Here is a 16,212-nt window from a genome sequence, read left to right as displayed (position 1 = left end):
TGCCGTCGGCCGGACGTCTCCGGTCGATGGCGCGCAGCCGCAGTGTCGCCGGTCAGATGTTCCTGCTGCAGCTGCTGATCATTCTGCTGCTCGTCGTCGCCGCGGTGGTCACGCTGGTGCTCCAGGCGCGGAGTGACAGGTTCCAGGCGGCGCGCGACCGATCGCTCGCCGCCGCACAGACGTTCGCCCACAGCCCCGGCCTGGTCGAGACGCTGCGCGGCCCGGACCCCAGCAAGGTGCTCCAGCCGCTGACCGAGGCCGCCCGCAAGGAGGCAGGCGTCGACTTCATCGTCGTGACCGACCGGAACGGGGTGCGGTACACCCACCCCCGGCCCGAGCTCATCGGCAAGCAGTTCATCGGCACCATCGCGCCCTCGCAGGCCGGGCACGTCACCATCGAGAGCGTCCACGGCCCCCTCGGCGAGGAGGTGCAGGCCGTGGTCCCCGTGGAGGACGACCACGCCAACGTCGTCGGCCTCGTCTCGTCCGGGCTGAAGGTCAGCTCGGTGAGCAGCGCCGTCGACCGGCAGCTGCCGCTCGTCCTCGCCGCCGGCGGCGCCGCGCTCGCCCTGGCCACGGGCGGCGCGGCCCTCGTCAGCAGACGGCTGCGGCGCCAGACGCACGGCCTCGGCCCGTCCGAGATGACCCGGATGTACGAACACCACGACGCGGTCCTGCACGCGGTGCGCGAGGGCGTCGTCATCGTCGGCGGCGACGGCCGGGTCCTGCTCGCCAACGACGAGGCGCGCCGGCTGCTGGACCTGCCGCCGGACGTGGAGGGGCGGCCGGTCACCGGGCTCGGCCTCGACCCCCGGATGGCGGAGCTGCTGGCGTCCCGGCGCGTCGCCAACGACGAGGTGCTGCCCGTCGGGGACCGGCTGCTCGCGGTGAACAACCGGCCCACGGACCGCCGGGGCGGCCCGCCCGGCAGCGTGGCCACCCTGCGCGACTCCACCGAGCTGCGCGCGCTCGCGGGACGGGCCGAGGCGGCCCGGGAACGGCTCAAGCTGCTGTACGACGCGAGCGTGGCCATCGGCACGACGCTCGACGTCCAGCGCACCGCCGAGGAGCTCACCCAGGTGGCCTCCCCCCGGTTCACCGACTACGCCACCGTCGACCTCGCCGAGCCCGTCCTGCGCGGCGACGAGCCCCGCGTGCTGGGGGCGGGCGCCGAGGCGCCCGAGCTGCGCCGGGTGGCGCTCAGCGGAGCCCGCGACGACCACCCGCTGTACCGGGCGGGCGAGGTGCACCGGTTCGCCGCGCCCACGCCCCAGGCCACGGGCTTCGTCAGCGGGAAGGCCATCCTCGTGCCGGACCTCGCGGCGTCCGCGGGCTGGCGCACCCAGGACGTCGAGCGGACGCAGGAAATACTGGACTACGGCTTCCACTCCCTGATCACCGTGCCGCTCAAGGCGCGCGGCGTGCTCATGGGCATCGCCAACTTCTGGCGGACGGAGGGCAACGACACCTTCGAGGAGGACGACCTGTCCCTGGCGGAGGAGCTGGCGGCGCGGGCCGCGGTGTGCATCGACAACGCCCGGCGCTTCACGCGCGAGCACGCCATGGCGGTCACGCTGCAGCACAGCCTGCTGCCGCGCGGCCTGCCCGAGCAGAACGCCCTCGACATCGCCTACCGCTACCTGCCGGCCCAGGCGGGGGTGGGCGGCGACTGGTTCGACGTCATCCCGCTGCCCGGGGCGCGCGTCGCCATGGTCGTCGGCGACGTCGTCGGCCACGGCCTGCACGCCGCCGCCACGATGGGCCGGCTCCGTACGGCCGTGCAGAACTTCTCCGCCCTGGACCTGCCGCCGGACGAGCTCCTCGGGCACCTCGACGAGCTCGTCGGCCGCATCGACCTGGAGTCCGCGGGCATGGACGAGGAGGCCCCGATCGCCGGCGCCACCTGCCTGTACGCGATCTACGACCCGGCCACGGGCGTGTGCGCCATGGCCCGGGCCGGGCACCCCCTGCCGGCGCTCGTGCGCCCCGACGGCTCGGTCGTCTTCCCCGAGCTGCCCGCCGGGCCGCCGCTCGGCCTCGGCGGGCTGCCCTTCGAGGCCGGGGAGCTGGAGCTGGCCGAGGGCAGCAGCCTCGTGCTCTACACCGACGGCCTCGTCGAGGACCGCAAGCGGGACATCGACGCCGGCCTCGCGATCCTCCGCGACACGCTGACCCACCCCGGCCGGACTCCCGAGGAGACCTGCGACGCGGTGATCAGCGCCCTGCTGCCGGCCCGGCAGCGGGACGACATCGCCCTCCTCGTCGCCCGCACCCGCCTCCTCCCGGCCGACCGGTCGGCCGAGTGGGAGCTGCCCTCCGACCCCGCGGTCGTCTCGCGCGCCCGCTCCGACGTCACGCAGCAGCTGTCCGACTGGGGCATGGACGAGGCCGCGTTCACCACCGAGCTGATCCTCAGCGAGCTCATCACCAACGCCATCCGCCACGCCTCGGGGCCGGTCCGCGTCCGCCTGCTGCGCGACCGCGCCCTGATCTGCGAGGTCGCCGACGGCAGCAGCACCTCGCCCCACCTGCGCTACGCCGCGGCGGAGGACGAGGGCGGCCGGGGCCTGTTCCTCGTCGCCCAGCTGGCGGAGCGGTGGGGCACCCGGTACACCCCGGAGGGCAAGGTCATCTGGGCGGAACAGCCGTTGCCGTGACGCGGCGGGAACAGGCCGGTCCGGGCGGCGCCCGGGGCGCGGCGAAGCCGGCGCCGGGCCCCTGCACGGGCCCGGCGCCGGCTCGACGCGAGGGGGCTAGCGCCCGCCCATGGACTTCTTGACCTTCTCCGCGGACTCCTGCACCTTGCCCGTCAGCTTCTCGGCCCGGCCCTCCGCCTCCAGCCGCTTGTCGTCGGTCGCCTTGCCGGCGGTCTCCTTGAGCTTGCCCTTGACCTGTTTCGCCTTCGCCTTGCCCTTGCCCATGTCGGGGTCTCCCTTGCGTGCGTTGAAGGGGGTTCTGCCGGAATCCACCCTCCGGCCGGCCCCCGGGCCCCGCAACCGCAGCGCCGGACGCGCGCTCCGGCGGCACGCCTAGCGCTCCCCGGCCCCCTGCAGCTGACGCAGGGTCCAGCCGCGGCCGCGCGGGTCGAGGGGGCGGGTGGCGGCGGTGAACGTCTCCGCCGCGCGACGGTAGGAGAGGCGGCCGCGGGCGCTGGCGAACAGCGGTCCTTCGATGCGGCCGAGGACGAGGAGGGGGAGCAGCCGCGCCGCGCCGTCGCCCCAGCGCAGGGGCGGGTGCCGGCGGGTCCGGGTGCGGCGGCCGGGGAGGTCGAGGTCGTCGACGTCGAGCGCGAGGAGGCGCTCGATGGGGGCGCGGGTCTCGTGCAGCAGGTGCCAGAAGGCCTGTTCCCGCAAGGGGGCGGGCAGCCTGAGCACGGCGCCGGCCTCGTGCGGGGAGAGCGGGCGCGCCGCGCCCCGTGCCTGCGGGACGGGCAGCGGGCGCAGTGCGGCGGTGGGGTCGCCGGTCACCCAGCCCCGGGCGCGCCACCAGGCGACGGCGCTGCAGAGCACGGACAGTTCGCGGTTGGCGGTGCGGGCGCCGACGGATGCCGCGCGGGCGGTGAAGGCGTGGTGCAGCCGGCCGGCGGTCCGCGGGGCGTCGAGCAGGGCGAGCGGGACGGACGGGGGCGGGGCGTTGCGGCGGCCCTCCCCCGCGGGCGGCGTGCGGTCGACGAGCGCCCAGGCCCACGTCGCCAGGGCGATGCCGTAGACGCGGCGTGATCCGGCGCTCAGGGCGGAGGCGGCGAGGTACCGCTCGGCGGCGACGGCGTACTCCACGGGACGGTTCACGGCGCGCTTCCTTCCATGGGCCCGGTCAGCGGTCGGCCGCCGACGGAATCCACCGCAGTAAACGGCAGCTGCATCGGGCCTGTCATCAGGATAAGTTGACTCTCCTCAACTCAAGTTCATTTCGCCGGGTCCTAGCGTGTCCGCCCGCGCCCCGTGCACGCTGCCCGCATGTCGATCGATCTTCGTCCGGCGGTGCTGCGCGAGCGGCACTTCCGGCTCTTCTTCACCGGTTACGCCACGTCGCTGCTCGGGTCGTCGATGGCCTCGATAGCCCTGGCCTTCGCGGTCCTGCGGGCCGGCGGCGGCGGGACCGAGCTCGGCCAGGTCCTGGCGGCGCGGATCCTGCCGCTCGTCGTCGTCCTCCTGGCGGGCGGCGTCGTCACCGACCGGCTGGGCAGCCGCCGGGTGATGCTGGCCGCCGACGCCCTGCGCTGCCTGACCCAGGCGGGGCTGGCCCTGGCCCTGCTCGGCGGGCCGCCGCACTTCGGACTGCTCATCGTCCTCGTCGCGCTCTGGGGCGCCGGGGAGGCCCTGTTCACTCCGGCACTGGACGCGCTCGTGCCGCGGATCGCCCGCGAGGAGTCGCTGCAGGACGCCAATGCCCTGCTCGGCGTGGCGCGTTCGGCGGCGTCCGTCGCGGGGCCGGCCCTCGCGGGCGTCCTGACGGCGGTCGCGGGCCCGTCGTGCGTGCTCGCGCTCGACGCCGCGAGCTACGGGGTGAGCATTGTGGCGCTGGCCCTGCTGCCCGGAGCGGGCCCGCGGGCGGCCGGGGGCGCCTCGTTCGCCGCGGAGCTGCGGGAGGGCTGGGAGGAGTTCCGCTCGCGCACCTGGCTGTGGGTCACCTCGGCGCACGTGTGCCTGTTCAACCTGTTCGTGTGGGCGCCGCTGCTCGTGCTCGGCCCGGTGGTGGCCGAGCGGCGGCTGGGTGGCGCGGCGGCGTGGGGGCTGGTCATGGCGGTGTACGGGGCGGGCGCGGTGGCCGGCGGCGCCGCCGTGCTCGGCCGGCGGCCGCGGCGGCCGCTGCTCGTGGCGACGGCTGCCACGGCGGCCTGGTCGCTGCCTTCCGCCGCGCTCGCCACCGGGCGCGCGCTGCCGTGGATATGTGCTGCAGCGCTGGCCGCCGGCGCCGGCTCGGCGGTCTGCGGGACGCTGTACGCGACGGCGACGCAGCAGCAGGTGCCGCCCGGCGCGCTCGCGAGGGTCAGCGCCTACGGGTCGTTCGGGGCGTTCGTCCTGGGCCCGGCCGGGCTGGCCGCGGCGGGCCCGGTGTCCGTGCTGGTGGGCACGTCGGGGGTGCTGGGGTTCGGGGCGGTGTGGCAGCTCGCGGCGGTGGCCGCGGTGCTGGCGCTGCCGGCGGTGCGGGCGGTGGCGCCGTCCGGCCCCCGCCCGTGACGGAGCCCCTCACTTCAGCCAGAACCCCGAGCGCTCCAGCCACAGGTCGAGCAGGGGCTCGTCGCCGAGGATCTCGACGCCGCCGGTGCCGCTGGGCGTGGGGCGCCGGTAGACGAACAGCACGAGGTCGGTGAGCGAGCCGCGCACGGCCACGGAGGCCTTGGCGTGGGCGTGGCTCCAGCGGGCGGTGTCGCCGGTGAGGTCGACCAGCCACTCCCCCGCCGTCGTGCCCGGTGCGGGGCCGGTGGCGTGGAAGTGGAGCGTGCGGCCGGGTCCGAGCAGGGCGGGGCCGCCCGGCGGGGTCTCGGCGGCCTCGGCGTACGAGGCGAACGTCATCCATTCGTCGAGGGCGTCGAGGGCGACTTCCTCATCCAGTTGGTAGTCGGCGCGGGTGGTCAGCGCGGCGTCGGCCCGGTGGACGGCCGTCTCGTGCGTCATGCGGCGGGCCCAGAAGGCCGCCGAGCGCTCCTCGGAGGGCGACCACACCTCCGCGCCGGGGCCGGCCTCGCGCAGCGTCGCGGCGAGCCGGGCGGCGCCCTCGGCGAGCCACGCGTCGAGGAAGGCGCCGTCCTCGTCGGTGTAGCGGGCGAGGGCGGCGTCGCCGACGGGGTCGTCGGGGACGGGCCCGGTGGCCCGGGTGCGGACGGTCTCCTCGGCCCAGCGGTGGGTGCCGCCGATGTGGCGCAGCAGCTGGCCGAGGTTCCAGCCGGGGCAGGAGGGCACGCGGGCCCGCATGTCGGCGCCCTTGACGTGCGACCTCAACAGATCGGTCTGCGCGGTGATTTCGGCGCAGCAGCGGTCGAAGCTCAGGGTACTCATGGGGCCACGGTACGGCCCGGGGCCGGGGCGCCGCCTGGGCCGGAGCCGGGGTGTACCCGTTCCAGCGCCTCCCAGCCGATGTCGTGCGCGCGGACGGCGGCCTCGGCCCGGCCGCCCCCGCGCAGCCCGAAGAGGCGCTTGGCGACGAGCAGGTACACCACGACGGCGGTGTTGATGACGAGGGTGAGGACCTTCGAGGCGCTGACGTGGCCGGTGAGTTCGTAGACCTCGGGGACGAGGAGCACGGACGTGGCGACGAAGGTGAGGTACTCGGCCCACCGGCGCGCCCGCCACAGGCCGACGGCCTCCACGCCTTCGAGGACGGCGTACGCGGCGACGACGGCGCCGATGGCCCACAGGGTGCGGCCGTGGGCGGCGAAGGCCCGTTCGGCTTCGCCGAGCAGGCCGCGGCCGTGGGCGCCGGTGGGGCCGCCGACGCCGTTCTGCAGGGCGTCGGCGAAGCGGTAGAAGGGGCCCCTGAGCCGCTCCCTTTCACGGGCGAAGACGAAGACGGCGACGGCGAGGACGGTCAGGACCGCGCAGTGCAGCATGCGGTCGAGGGCGATCAGGCGCAGGACGTAGCGGTCGCGCAACGGGCGGCCACGCAGGGGCAGCTCGACGGCCTCGCGGTCCGGGGGCACCTCCCGCCCGGGCCGTGCGGGCGGCGGCAGGGCCAGCCAGGCGTCGCAGCGCAGGCAACGGTGCCAGCGCAGGCCGGCGGCGTCCTCGCGGACGAGCAGGGCGTCGGCGGGGCGTACGGCCGCGGCGTCCGTGCCGGCCAGGCAGTGTCCGTGCAGGGCGCATTCGACGAGTTCGTACCGGATGCGGCGGCGTTCGGGGCGCGCGCCCGGAGCGGCCGTCAGTTCCGGCCCGTCGCTCACGCGTTCACCGTCCCTCCGCGCCCGGCTCGGCCACCGCGGGCCCTGCGGGCCGCTCCAGGGCACGAGTATGGCCGGTCGGGCCGCACGGGGCCGGGATTCAGGGGGTGTATTCAGTATCCCCGCACCCGGGCGGGCCTGTCACCCTCCCTCGGAATGATCTTCGTCTCGGTTCGCGCCCCTACGGTGGTGGGGACCCCGGCACCATCACCTTGGGAGTGGACGTGACACACGACGGCAGGCCCGCGCGGGAAGCGCTGGACACACTGGCCGCGGAGCTCACCGGCATGGCGGAGGCGGACCACCGCGCCGCGCCCGGCGCGCACAGCGAGGACCCGGCCGAGCAGCTGGCCTGGCGGCGCCTGACGGCCCGGCACGGCGACCGGCTGGCCCGGATCATGGACGAGTTCGGCTGGCCCACCGCAGAGCTCGTCGGCGAGGACGCGGCCCGCGCCGCCTGGCTCGTCGCACAGCACGCCGACCGGCAGCTCGACGTGCAGCGGAGGGCGCTGGGCCTGCTGGAGGAGGCGGTGGCGCGGGGCGCGGCCGGCGCGCGCGAGCTGGCGTTCCTGCGCGACCGCGTGCTGGTCAACGACGGGTACGAGCAGGTCTGCGGCACGCAGATCGCCGGGGTGAAGGACGGCGCGCCCGTGCCGTGGCCCTGCCGGGAGCCCGGGCGCGTGGACGAGCTGCGCGCGGAGGCGGGCATCGAGCCGTACGCGGAGTACGTCGCCCGGTTCTCGTGACCGCCGCGGCGCGCGGCACCTACGGGCGTTCCCGGCGCTCCTGCGGGCCGGGTTCCGCCGCCGGCTCCTCGGGCGTCAGGGGTTCCGCGTCGCGCCACTCCTCGGTCCGGGTGGGCCGGCCCGAGCGGGTCAGCTCTTCCACTTCCTTCTTCAGCTCGTCGTCCCGCTTGGCTCCGTGCTTGCTGCTTCCCCGGTCCATCGTTCGTGCCTCCTGATGGTCAGAGTGGCTGGAACCCGTCGGGTTCCCGGACTTCTCCGGGCTAAACCAGCCGCACCCTCCCCCGGAAGCAGGATTTAGTTAGGTTAGGCTTACCTCACTTTCTGCAGGTGAACGTGAGAACCGGGAGCCCTCTATGAGGCTGGGTCCGCTGGCGGTCCGTACGGGAGAGGACCGCCCGGTCCTCCCGGCACCGGGCGGCGTACGAAGAGCACGGGCCGCCGACGCACCCGCGCTCCACGCCCTGTCGGAACCCTTCATGCGGACCGGTGCGCTGCGCCGCCGCACACCGCACGTCTACGCGGCCCGGTTCACCGAGTTCTTCGTGGCGGAGGACGCCCACGGAACCCTCGAAGGGTGCGTGGCCCTGCGGGCCTTCCCCGGTGACCGCCTGTCGGCCACCGGGACGGCGGGCGTGCTGCACAACTTCTGCGTGCGGCCCGACCGCCAGCGCCGCGGCGTCGGCTCGCGGCTGCTGACGGCGCTGCTCCTCCACGCCTCCGACCGGTCGGTGACCGAGGTGTTCGCGGCGACGACCGGCGACGGCGAGGCCTTCCTCCGCAGCGGCTTCCGCGAGACGGACGCCTCGCGGGCACCGCGCACGTGGGTGGCGGCCCTGGATCCCGACCGCGGCTCCCGCGTCTTCGCCCGCCCCCTGCCCGGGGCGGCGCTCCCCGGGGAGGGCGCCGCCGTTCAGCCCTGGCCGGCGCGCCACTGCCGCGCGAGCACGTACACCAGGTAGCAGCCGCCGACGACACCGGTCAGGACCCCCACGGGAAGCTGCGTGGGGGCCAGCATCCGCTGCGCGGTGATGTCGCTGACGGCGAGCACCAGGGCGCCCAGCGCGGCGGACGGCAGGAGGCCCGGACCCGGGGAGCGGGTGAGGCGGCGCGCGACCTGCGGGGCCACCAGGGCCACGAACGGGACGGGGCCCGCGACCGCGGTGGCGAGCGCCGTCAGCCCCACGCCCGTGACGAGCGCCCAGGCCTTGGCCCGCTCGACCCGTACGCCCAGCGCCGACGCCGTGTCCTCGCCCATCTCCAGCATGCGCAGCGGCCGGGCGAGGAGCAGGGCGGCGGGGGCGAGGACGGCGAGTGCGGCCGCCATCGTCGACACGTGCTGCCAGCCCCGGCCGTTGAGGCTGCCGGTGAGCCAGACCTGGGCGCTCTGCGCGTCGGTGAAGGACGCCTTGGCGATCAGGTAGGCGTTGGCCGAGGAGAGCAGGGCGCTCACCCCGATGCCGACGAGGACGAGCCGGAAGGCGGCCGCGCCGCGCCGCCACGCGAGCAGGTAGACGGCGGCGCTGGTGACCGCGCAGCCGGCGACGGACCCCACGGCGACCGAGGCGGCGCCCGCGCTCAGCACGAGGATGGCGACGAGGGCGCCGGTGGCGGAGCCGACGGTGAAGCCGATGACGTCGGGACTGCCGAGGGGGTTGCGGGCGACGCTCTGGAAGAGCGCCCCGGACAGGCCGAGCGCGGCGCCCGTCAGCAGGGCGGTCAGCAACCGGGGCAGCCGCAGTTCCTCGACGATGTACGTATGGGCCGGGGTGCCGTCGCCGGCGAGGACGCGCAGCACGCCGGGGACGGGGATGCGGAAGTCGCCGGTGGTCAGCGTCCACACGCCGGTCGCGGCCGCGGCCAGGAGCAGGGCGGCACAGACGGCGGCGGCGCGCGGGTCCCAGCGCAGGGACAAGGCAGGCCGGCCGGGGCGGCCGGGCAGGGCGAGGCGCAGGGTGCGCAGGCGCGTGGCCCGCGGGGACCCGCCCGGCCGCTCCGCCCGGCCGGGGTGCGCAAGGGAGGTACGGCTGGTCACAGTTCGCTGATCCTCTTGCGGCGGACGAGTGCGATGAACAGGGGCGCTCCGAGGAACGCGGTGACGACGCCCGCCTCCAGCTCCTGCGGGCGCAGCACGACGCGGCCGAGGATGTCGGAGGCGAGCAGCAGGGCCGCGGCGAGGACGGCGCTGTAGGGCAGGACCCAGCGCTGGTCGGGGCCGGCGATCAGGCGGGCCACATGGGGAACGGCCAGGCCGACGAAGGCGATCGGGCCGACGGCGGCGGTGGCGGCCCCGCACAGCAGGGTGATCGCCGCCATGGTCGCGAACCGGGTGCGGCCCGGGTGGGCGCCGAGCGCGCGGGCGGTGTCGTCGCCCAGGGCCAGGGCGTTGAGCGGCCGGGCCAGCAGGGCGGCCAGCAGGGTGCCGGCGGCCAGGAACGGCAGCACCTGCCGGGCGAGGGCGCCGTCGGCGGCGCCGAGGGTGCCGATCTGCCAGAACCGGAAGCGGTTGAGGGCGAGCGGGTCGAGCAGGATCAGGCCGTTGACGACCGCGGTGAGGACGGCGGTGACGGCCGTGCCCGCGAGCGCGAGCCGTACGGGCGTGGCCCGGGACCGGCCGCGGGTGCCGAGCAGGTGGACGGCCGCCGCGGCCACGGCCGCGCCCAGCAGCGCGCACCACACGTAGGCGTCGAAGCCGCCGAGGCCGAGGAGGGCCGTGGCGCCCGCGACGGCGGCCGCGGCGCCGGCGTTGACGCCGAGCAGGCCGGGGTCGGCGAGCGGGTTGCACGTGAGGGCCTGCATGAGCGCTCCCGACAGGCCGAGGGCGATGCCGACGCCGATGGCCAGGAGGCTGCGCGGCAGCCGGGAGGTGCGGACGACGACCCAGTCGTCGTTGCCGGGGTCGTGGTGCAGGAGGGCGTGCAGGACGTCGCCGGGCGGGATCGTCCTGGCGCCGATGCCGATACTCAGCACGGCGAGGACGGCGACGAGGGCGGTGCAGGCGAGCAGCCCGGCGGCCCGCCGCGCGTGCTGAGCGCGGCGGGCCGGGGGCGGTCCCTCGCCTCCGGCGTGGTGCGCGGGGCGGGGGCCGTCGGTGGTGGGGGGAGCGGCAGTGGTGCTCACGCGTGCTCGTGCTCTTCGTCCGCGTGGTGGTCGTGGTTCTCCACGCCGCGCTTCCAGTAGCCGTCGATGTCGACCTGTTCCTTGGCCATGCCGAGCTCGCGGCGCAGGTAGCGGCGGATGGGCTTGAGGGTGCCGGCCTCGCCGGCGATCCAGGCGTATCCGAGCCCGCCGGCGGGCAGTTCGGCGGCGCGGACGGCCCGCTCCAGCAGGTCGCTCGTGCCGGGCGGGGTGTCCCCGCGGTGCAGCCAGGTCAGGGTGCAGTCGGCGGCGGTGGTGAACTCCTGCTCGTCCTGCGGGCCGGGCACCTCGGCGAACGCGAGGACGCGGACGCCGGCGGGCAGCATCTCCAGCCAGCGGCCGAGCGCGGGCAGGGCGGTCTCCTCGGCGGCCAGCAGGTACCAGTCGTGGACCATCGGGAGGATCTCGGAGCCGCGCGGGCCGAGGACGCCCAGCCGCATGCCCGGCTCGGCGCGCGCGGCCCACGCGGAGCCCACGCCCTCGCCGTGCAGGACCATGTCGACGTCCAGCTCCTGCGCGTCGGGGCGGTAGTGGCGGACGGTGTAGTCGCGCGTGATGGGCTCCACGGGGGCGTCCATCCAGGTGTCGTCGCGGATGACCGGCTCGACGGGCAGCTCGGCGCCGGACTCGGCGAAGCAGAGCTTCACGTGGTCGGTGGGCGCCTGTTCGCAGAACCCCTCCAGCGCCGGACCGGCGAAGGTCACCCGGACCGTGGAGGGGGTGATGCGGTCGACCCTGCGCACCTCCAGCAGGCGGTACTTGAGGGGGTGGCGGACGATGCGCACGCGCGGCGGGAGCGTCTCAATGGTCATTGATCATCCCAATCTGGGCGGGGTGTGCCGCGGGACCGGCACCGCGTTGCGGTGGCCCCCGCGCGGGCGCGCGGGGGCCACCGGGCTTCACGTGGACGGCCGGAGAACACCCCTCCGGGCCGAACTTAGGCAACCCTAACCTAACTCATCGTGTATTGGCCATCGTTCCGGCCACCCGGCCCCCGTCCAGCGCGATCACCCGCGGCAGCCGGGCGATGGTCGCCGGCCGGTGCGCGACGACGACGATCGTGCGGTCGCCGCGCAGCCCGTCCAGCGCGTGCTCCAGCCGGCCCGCCGTCACCGGGTCGATGTCCGCGGTCGCCTCGTCCAGGACGAGCACCGCGGGATCGGCCAGCGCGGCCCGCAGCAGCCCGACGATCTGCCGCTCCCCCGCCGACAGCCGGGAGCCGCGCACGCCCACCTCCGCGTCCAGGCCGCCGAGGTCGCGCAGCCAGTCCTCCAGGCCCAGTTCGGCGACGGCCCGTTCCATCGCGGCACGGCCCGGAGCGCTGTGCACCAGCTCCAGGTTGGCCGCCACCGTGCCGGTCACCATGCGGACCTCCTGCGGCACCAGCACCACGCGCCGGCGCAGCTCCGCCTCCGGGACGTCCCGCAGGTCGACGCCCGCGAACCGCACCACGCCCCGGTCGGGCGCGTACAGGCCGCACAAGAGCTTCGACAGCGTCGTCTTGCCCGAGCCGGTCTCGCCGACCACGCCGCTGCGGTCGCCTACCGGGAAGCTCAGCGAGACGCCGCGCAGCACCTCCGTACCGTCGCGGTAGGAGTAGCCCAGCCCCTCGCAGACGAGCTCCCCGCGCAGGGGCAACTCCCCGGCGGGCCGGTCCTCTTCGGGAGCCCGCACCACGGTACGGCCGGTGGCCGCCAGCAGGTCCAGCAGCCGGGCCAGGCCCGTGCGGGCCGTCTGCACCTCGCCGACGAGCTGCGAGATGTCCGAGAACGAGTCGAAGAGGTTACGGCTCGCCAGGACGAACACCACGACCGTGCCGACGCCCATCGCGCCGCGCGACACCGACCAGCCGCCCACCAGCAGCAGCACGACCAGCGCGAACCCCTCGATCAGGCCCACCAGATCGATGCGGTTCTCCACCCGGATCGCACGCCGCGCCGCACCGACGGCCGCGGTGTTCTCCCGGTCGAAGCGGCGCAGCCACCCGGGCAGGCCGCGGGCGCTCTGCAGCGCCTCCCGCGCGTTCAGGGTCTCGGTGAACGTCGCCGCGACCGTCGCCTCCGCCGTCGCCTTCCCGCCGAACGCGCGCGGCGCGGACCGCTGGAACCAGCGCATCACCAGCAACGTCAGCGGCACGAACACGGCGAGCTGCACCAGCGCGAGCTGCCACGAGTAGCCGAAGAGCACGACGAGCGTGAAGAGGAGCGTCGCCGTCGCCGACACCAGGTTGCGCAGGTGCATGCGCACGAACGAGGCCAGCGCGGCCACCTCGCCCGTCGTACGGCGCAGCAGGTCGCCCGTGCGGTGCGACTCCAGGAACCGCAGCGGCGCCGAGGCCAGGTTCTCCACGCACTTCTCGCGCAGGCCGCGCACCACGTTCTCGCCGGCCTTCGCCAGCAGCAGTTCGCCCGCGCGGGCAAGGCCCAGCTGGAGGACCGCGAGGAGGACGAGGACCGCGGCGGCGGCCAGCAGCCCGCCGCGGTCGTCGGCGAGCAGCGCGTCCGTCGCCCGCCCGATCAGCGGCGCCACGGCCACGAGCGCGGCGGAGTCGGCCAGCCCGACCACGACGGCGACGACGAGGGCCCGCCGGTGCGGGCGCAGGTAGGGAGCGGCCCGGCGCAGCACGCGCCGCTCGTCGGGCTGCTCGCGGAGCAGGACCGGCTCAGCCACGGGGGCCCTCCGGGGTGGTGACGGGGGTGGGTACGGGTACCGCCTGGGAGGCGGCGGGACCGCCACCGGAGCGGGCTTCGGTGCCGGTGCCCTTGCCGGGCCGGGATTCGACACGGGGGCCCGCCGGTTCGGCGGCGGTGACGGTATCGGTGCCGGTAACGGGGTCAGTGCCGAGGTCGGTGCCGGTGCCGAGGTCGGTGCCGGTGCCGAGGTCAGGGTCGGTGCCGGTGCCGAGGTCGGTGCCGGTGCCGAGGTCAGGGTCGGTGCCGGGGTCGGGGTCGGTGCCGGGCCCAGTGGCTCCGGAGGCGGTCTCGGTGCCCGGTCCAGTGCCGGGGTCGGGGTCGGTGCCGGGGTCGGTTCCCATGTCGAGCCCGGTGCCGGGCCGAGCACTGGCTCCGGTGCCGGTGCCGGTGCCGAGGCCAGTGCCAGGACCAGTGGCGACTCCGGTGCCGGTGCCGAGGCCAGTGCCGGGACCAGTGGCGACTCCGGTGTCGGGGTCGGGGTCGGCGTCGGCACCAGCCGGGCGGGTGGCTGTTCCCTTGGTCCTGCCGGGTCCGGGATCGGCGCCCGATCCGGCCCGTCCTGGCCCGGCCTCGGCGTCGGTGCGGGCCTCGGCGTCGGCTGTGCGGACCGCGGTCGTGGGGGCGGCGGAGCCGGCGGCGGCCCGGGGGCCGGCGGCATCACTCGCACGGCCCGCTGCCGTCAGCGTCACCACGCGGTCCGCCGCTTCCAGCACCGCCGTGCGGTGCGTGGCGAAGACGATCGTGCGGCCGGCGGCCCACGTGCGCAGGCGGTCCAGGACCGCCCGCTCCGTCGTGGTGTCCAGGGCGGACGTCGAGTCGTCCAGGATCAGCACCTCCGGGTCGCCGAGCAACGCCCTGGCGATGGCGAGCCGCTGGACCTGACCGCCCGACAGGGCGGTACCGCTCTCGCCGAGCTCCGTGTCGTAGCCGTCGGGCATGGCGGCGATCTGCTCGTGGATGCCGGCCGTCCGGCAGGCATCGCGCAGGGCCTCGTCGGACAGGTCGCGGCCGAGCCGCAGGTTCTCGGCGACGGTTCCGGACAGCAGCAGCGGGCGCTGGGCGACGTACGCGATCCGGCCGCGGATGTCGTCGAGGGCCGCGTCGCGCAGGTCGGTGCCGCCGTAGCGGACGGTGCCCGTGTCCGGGTCGTCGAGGCGGACGGGCAGCCGCAGCAGCGTGCTCTTGCCGGAGCCGGTGGCGCCGTCGACCGCGACGAACTCCCCTGCCCGCACGGTCAGGTCGAGCGGCGCGAGGACCGTGACGCCGTCGCGCACCGCGCTCACGCCCGACAGCTCCAGGTCGCCGCCCGCGGTGAGGGCGACCGGCTCGGCCGGGTCGGTGACGCCGGCCTCGACGGACAGCGCCTCGTCGATGCGGGCGGCGGCCACGTCGGCCTGCCCGCGGGCGAGGAGCCGGTCGACGAGGACGCGGGTGGCGAGGGTGATGCTCGCCATCCAGGACGTGAAGGCGACCAGGCCGCCGATGGTCAGCCGGCCGTCGAGGACCGCGAGCCCGCCGGCGCCCACGCCGATCGCCACGGCCATGCGCGGGACGAACGGCGCGACGGACGCCCAGGACGCCTCGATCCGGGCCGCCTTGACCGTCCGGTCGGTGACGGTGGCGCTGGCCGCGTCGTGCCGGTCCACCAGCGGCCGGTGGCCGCCCGTGCCGCGCAGGCCGGTGCCGAGCCGGAGCAGGTCGGCGACGGCCTCGGCACGGACGCCGTGCGCCTCGGCCAGCGCGCCGCTGGCCGCGCCGAAGCGGCGCGGGAAGTACAGGTTGACCCAGACCAGGAACGGCAGCATCCCCAGCGTCACCAGCAGCAGCGACAGGTCGAGCACGCCCATGCCGGTCAGGACGCCGGCGAAGGTGGTGCCGAGCACGACCCAGATGGCCAGGCCGTGCACCCATTCGCGTACGAGGTCGGTGTCCCGGCCGGCGCGCATGGCCAGGTCGCCGTGGCCGCGCGAGGCGAGCGCGGCCCGGTCCAGGCCGGCCAGGTGCCGCAGCAGCCGGGAGCGCAGGTCGGCGCCCACCTTGGCGTCGGCGGAACCGGCCCAGTACTGCCAGCCGTACAGCCCGGCGAACTGGACGGCGGCGGCGACGAGCGCGGCGGCCGCCCACCCCAGCAGCGCGTGGCCGTCCTTGGCCGTGACGCCGTCGTCCAGGGCTTTCTGGACGCACCACGGCACGGCGAGGAAGGCGACCTGCCGGACGCCGGCGGCGGCCATGGCCGCGCCGACCGTCGCCCAGTGCGGCCGCAGGGCGCCGCGCAGCAGGGCGCGGGCCCGCGCGCGCCGCTCGGGCGAGAGGTCCTGCGGGCTCTGCTCTTCTTCCTCCCCCGGGGCGGCCTCCGCGGGCGGGGCCTCCTCGGCGGGCGGCGGGCCCGGGGGCCCGCCGGCGGGGCCGGGGTGGTGCTCCGGCTTGGCGTGTTGGGTGCTCACGACGTCAGGTATCCGCTCTCAGCAGGTCGGCTCGGCCGCGCGGGCGGACCGGGCGGGAGCCCGGTCCGGGCCCGCGGCGGCGGGTCTTCGGGAGGGGTCCGGTCAGGACCGGGCGACGAGGCTCGCCGGCCGCATGTCGGTCCAGTGGGCGTCGACGTAGTCGGTGCAGCCCTGCAGGGAGTCCTCGCCGTGGACGGTGGTCCAGCCGCCGGGGATCTCGGCGAAGGCGGGCCACAGGGAGTGCTGGTTCTCGGCGTTGACGAGGACGAGGTAGCGGGCGTCGTTGTCCTCGAAGGGGTTGGTGGTGTTGCTCATGG

General features: G+C 76.0%; 15 protein-coding genes. 4 read left to right on the top strand and 11 right to left on the bottom strand.

The features are described from left to right. Window positions 1-26: 26 nt before the first annotated feature. Window positions 27-2,657, top strand: a complete 2,631-nt coding sequence (locus tag ACOTKD_RS13485; protein WP_424889156.1) for a SpoIIE family protein phosphatase — start codon at window positions 27-29, stop codon at window positions 2,655-2,657. A gap of 96 nt (window positions 2,658-2,753) precedes the next feature. Here the strand turns inward: ACOTKD_RS13485 and ACOTKD_RS13480 are convergent, their stop codons facing one another. Together ACOTKD_RS13480 and ACOTKD_RS13475 are read right to left on the bottom strand one after the other, a co-directional pair. Continuing rightward, a complete protein-coding gene (locus tag ACOTKD_RS13480; RefSeq protein WP_424889155.1) occupies window positions 2,754-2,921 on the bottom strand; it encodes a CsbD family protein in 168 nt (55 codons plus the stop codon). Window positions 2,922-3,029: 108 nt separating this feature from the next. After that, on the bottom strand, window positions 3,030-3,788 hold the full coding sequence (locus tag ACOTKD_RS13475) for a hypothetical protein (protein WP_424889154.1): 759 nt from the start codon (window positions 3,786-3,788) through the stop codon (window positions 3,030-3,032). 168 nt (window positions 3,789-3,956) lie between these two features. Here ACOTKD_RS13475 and ACOTKD_RS13470 point away from each other — a divergent pair, with 168 nt between their 5' ends. Next, on the top strand, window positions 3,957-5,180 hold the full coding sequence (locus tag ACOTKD_RS13470) for an MFS transporter (RefSeq protein WP_424889153.1): 1,224 nt from the start codon (window positions 3,957-3,959) through the stop codon (window positions 5,178-5,180). 9 nt (window positions 5,181-5,189) lie between these two features. On the opposite strand, the gene ACOTKD_RS13465 is transcribed toward ACOTKD_RS13470, so the two are convergent. Together ACOTKD_RS13465 and ACOTKD_RS13460 are read right to left on the bottom strand one after the other, a co-directional pair. Next, window positions 5,190-5,999, bottom strand: coding sequence for a maleylpyruvate isomerase family mycothiol-dependent enzyme (locus tag ACOTKD_RS13465; protein WP_424889152.1), 810 nt, complete (start codon window positions 5,997-5,999; stop codon window positions 5,190-5,192). Beyond that, window positions 5,996-6,880 carry a DUF2127 domain-containing protein gene (locus ACOTKD_RS13460; protein WP_424889151.1) on the bottom strand — a complete coding sequence of 295 codons (885 nt, stop codon included), beginning with the start codon at window positions 6,878-6,880 and terminating at the stop codon, window positions 5,996-5,998. The genes ACOTKD_RS13465 and ACOTKD_RS13460 overlap by 4 nt, the downstream gene beginning before the upstream one ends. A 221-nt stretch (window positions 6,881-7,101) precedes the next feature. Between ACOTKD_RS13460 and ACOTKD_RS13455 the strand changes: the two genes are divergently transcribed. Beyond that, window positions 7,102-7,623, top strand: a complete 522-nt coding sequence (locus tag ACOTKD_RS13455; RefSeq protein WP_424889466.1) for a DUF6624 domain-containing protein — start codon at window positions 7,102-7,104, stop codon at window positions 7,621-7,623. A 19-nt stretch (window positions 7,624-7,642) separates the two neighbouring features. Here ACOTKD_RS13455 and ACOTKD_RS13450 read toward each other — a convergent pair whose 3' ends face one another. Continuing rightward, complete coding sequence (locus ACOTKD_RS13450) at window positions 7,643-7,822, bottom strand: hypothetical protein (protein ID WP_424889150.1); 180 nt, start codon at window positions 7,820-7,822, stop codon at window positions 7,643-7,645. Window positions 7,823-7,976: 154 nt separating this feature from the next. Here ACOTKD_RS13450 and ACOTKD_RS13445 point away from each other — a divergent pair, with 154 nt between their 5' ends. Then, window positions 7,977-8,582 carry a GNAT family N-acetyltransferase gene (locus tag ACOTKD_RS13445; protein ID WP_424889149.1) on the top strand — a complete coding sequence of 202 codons (606 nt, stop codon included), beginning with the start codon at window positions 7,977-7,979 and terminating at the stop codon, window positions 8,580-8,582. Here the strand turns inward: ACOTKD_RS13445 and ACOTKD_RS13440 are convergent. From ACOTKD_RS13440 to ACOTKD_RS13415, 6 genes are all read right to left on the bottom strand, one after another. After that, entirely contained in the window at window positions 8,534-9,655 is a 1,122-nt protein-coding gene (locus tag ACOTKD_RS13440; protein WP_424889148.1) for a FecCD family ABC transporter permease, read from the bottom strand. The genes ACOTKD_RS13445 and ACOTKD_RS13440 overlap by 49 nt on opposite strands. Then, window positions 9,652-10,740, bottom strand: a complete 1,089-nt coding sequence (locus ACOTKD_RS13435) for a FecCD family ABC transporter permease (protein WP_424889147.1) — start codon at window positions 10,738-10,740, stop codon at window positions 9,652-9,654. Before ACOTKD_RS13435 ends, ACOTKD_RS13440 begins: the two co-directional genes overlap by 4 nt. After that, window positions 10,737-11,570: a siderophore-interacting protein gene (locus tag ACOTKD_RS13430; RefSeq protein ID WP_424889146.1), complete on the bottom strand. Its 834-nt coding sequence runs from the start codon at window positions 11,568-11,570 to the stop codon at window positions 10,737-10,739. The genes ACOTKD_RS13435 and ACOTKD_RS13430 overlap by 4 nt, the downstream gene beginning before the upstream one ends. A gap of 145 nt (window positions 11,571-11,715) precedes the next feature. Further along, window positions 11,716-13,428, bottom strand: coding sequence for an ABC transporter ATP-binding protein (locus ACOTKD_RS13425; protein WP_424889145.1), 1,713 nt, complete (start codon window positions 13,426-13,428; stop codon window positions 11,716-11,718). After that, window positions 13,421-15,895 (bottom strand): ATP-binding cassette domain-containing protein, encoded by a 2,475-nt coding sequence (locus tag ACOTKD_RS13420; RefSeq protein ID WP_424889144.1) that lies wholly within the window; start codon window positions 15,893-15,895, stop codon window positions 13,421-13,423. The genes ACOTKD_RS13425 and ACOTKD_RS13420 overlap by 8 nt, the downstream gene beginning before the upstream one ends. Before the next feature lie 102 nt (window positions 15,896-15,997). After that, complete coding sequence (locus ACOTKD_RS13415) at window positions 15,998-16,210, bottom strand: MbtH family protein (RefSeq protein ID WP_424889143.1); 213 nt, start codon at window positions 16,208-16,210, stop codon at window positions 15,998-16,000. Between the last annotated feature and the right edge of the window lie 2 nt (window positions 16,211-16,212).

The organism is Streptomyces sp. XH2, from assembly GCF_049725035.1.
Taxonomy (GTDB): Bacteria; Actinomycetota; Actinomycetes; order Streptomycetales; family Streptomycetaceae; genus Streptomyces; species Streptomyces roseoverticillatus.
Note: the sequence above shows the minus strand (reverse complement) of the source record. Positions and strands in the feature narration are given on the sequence as shown.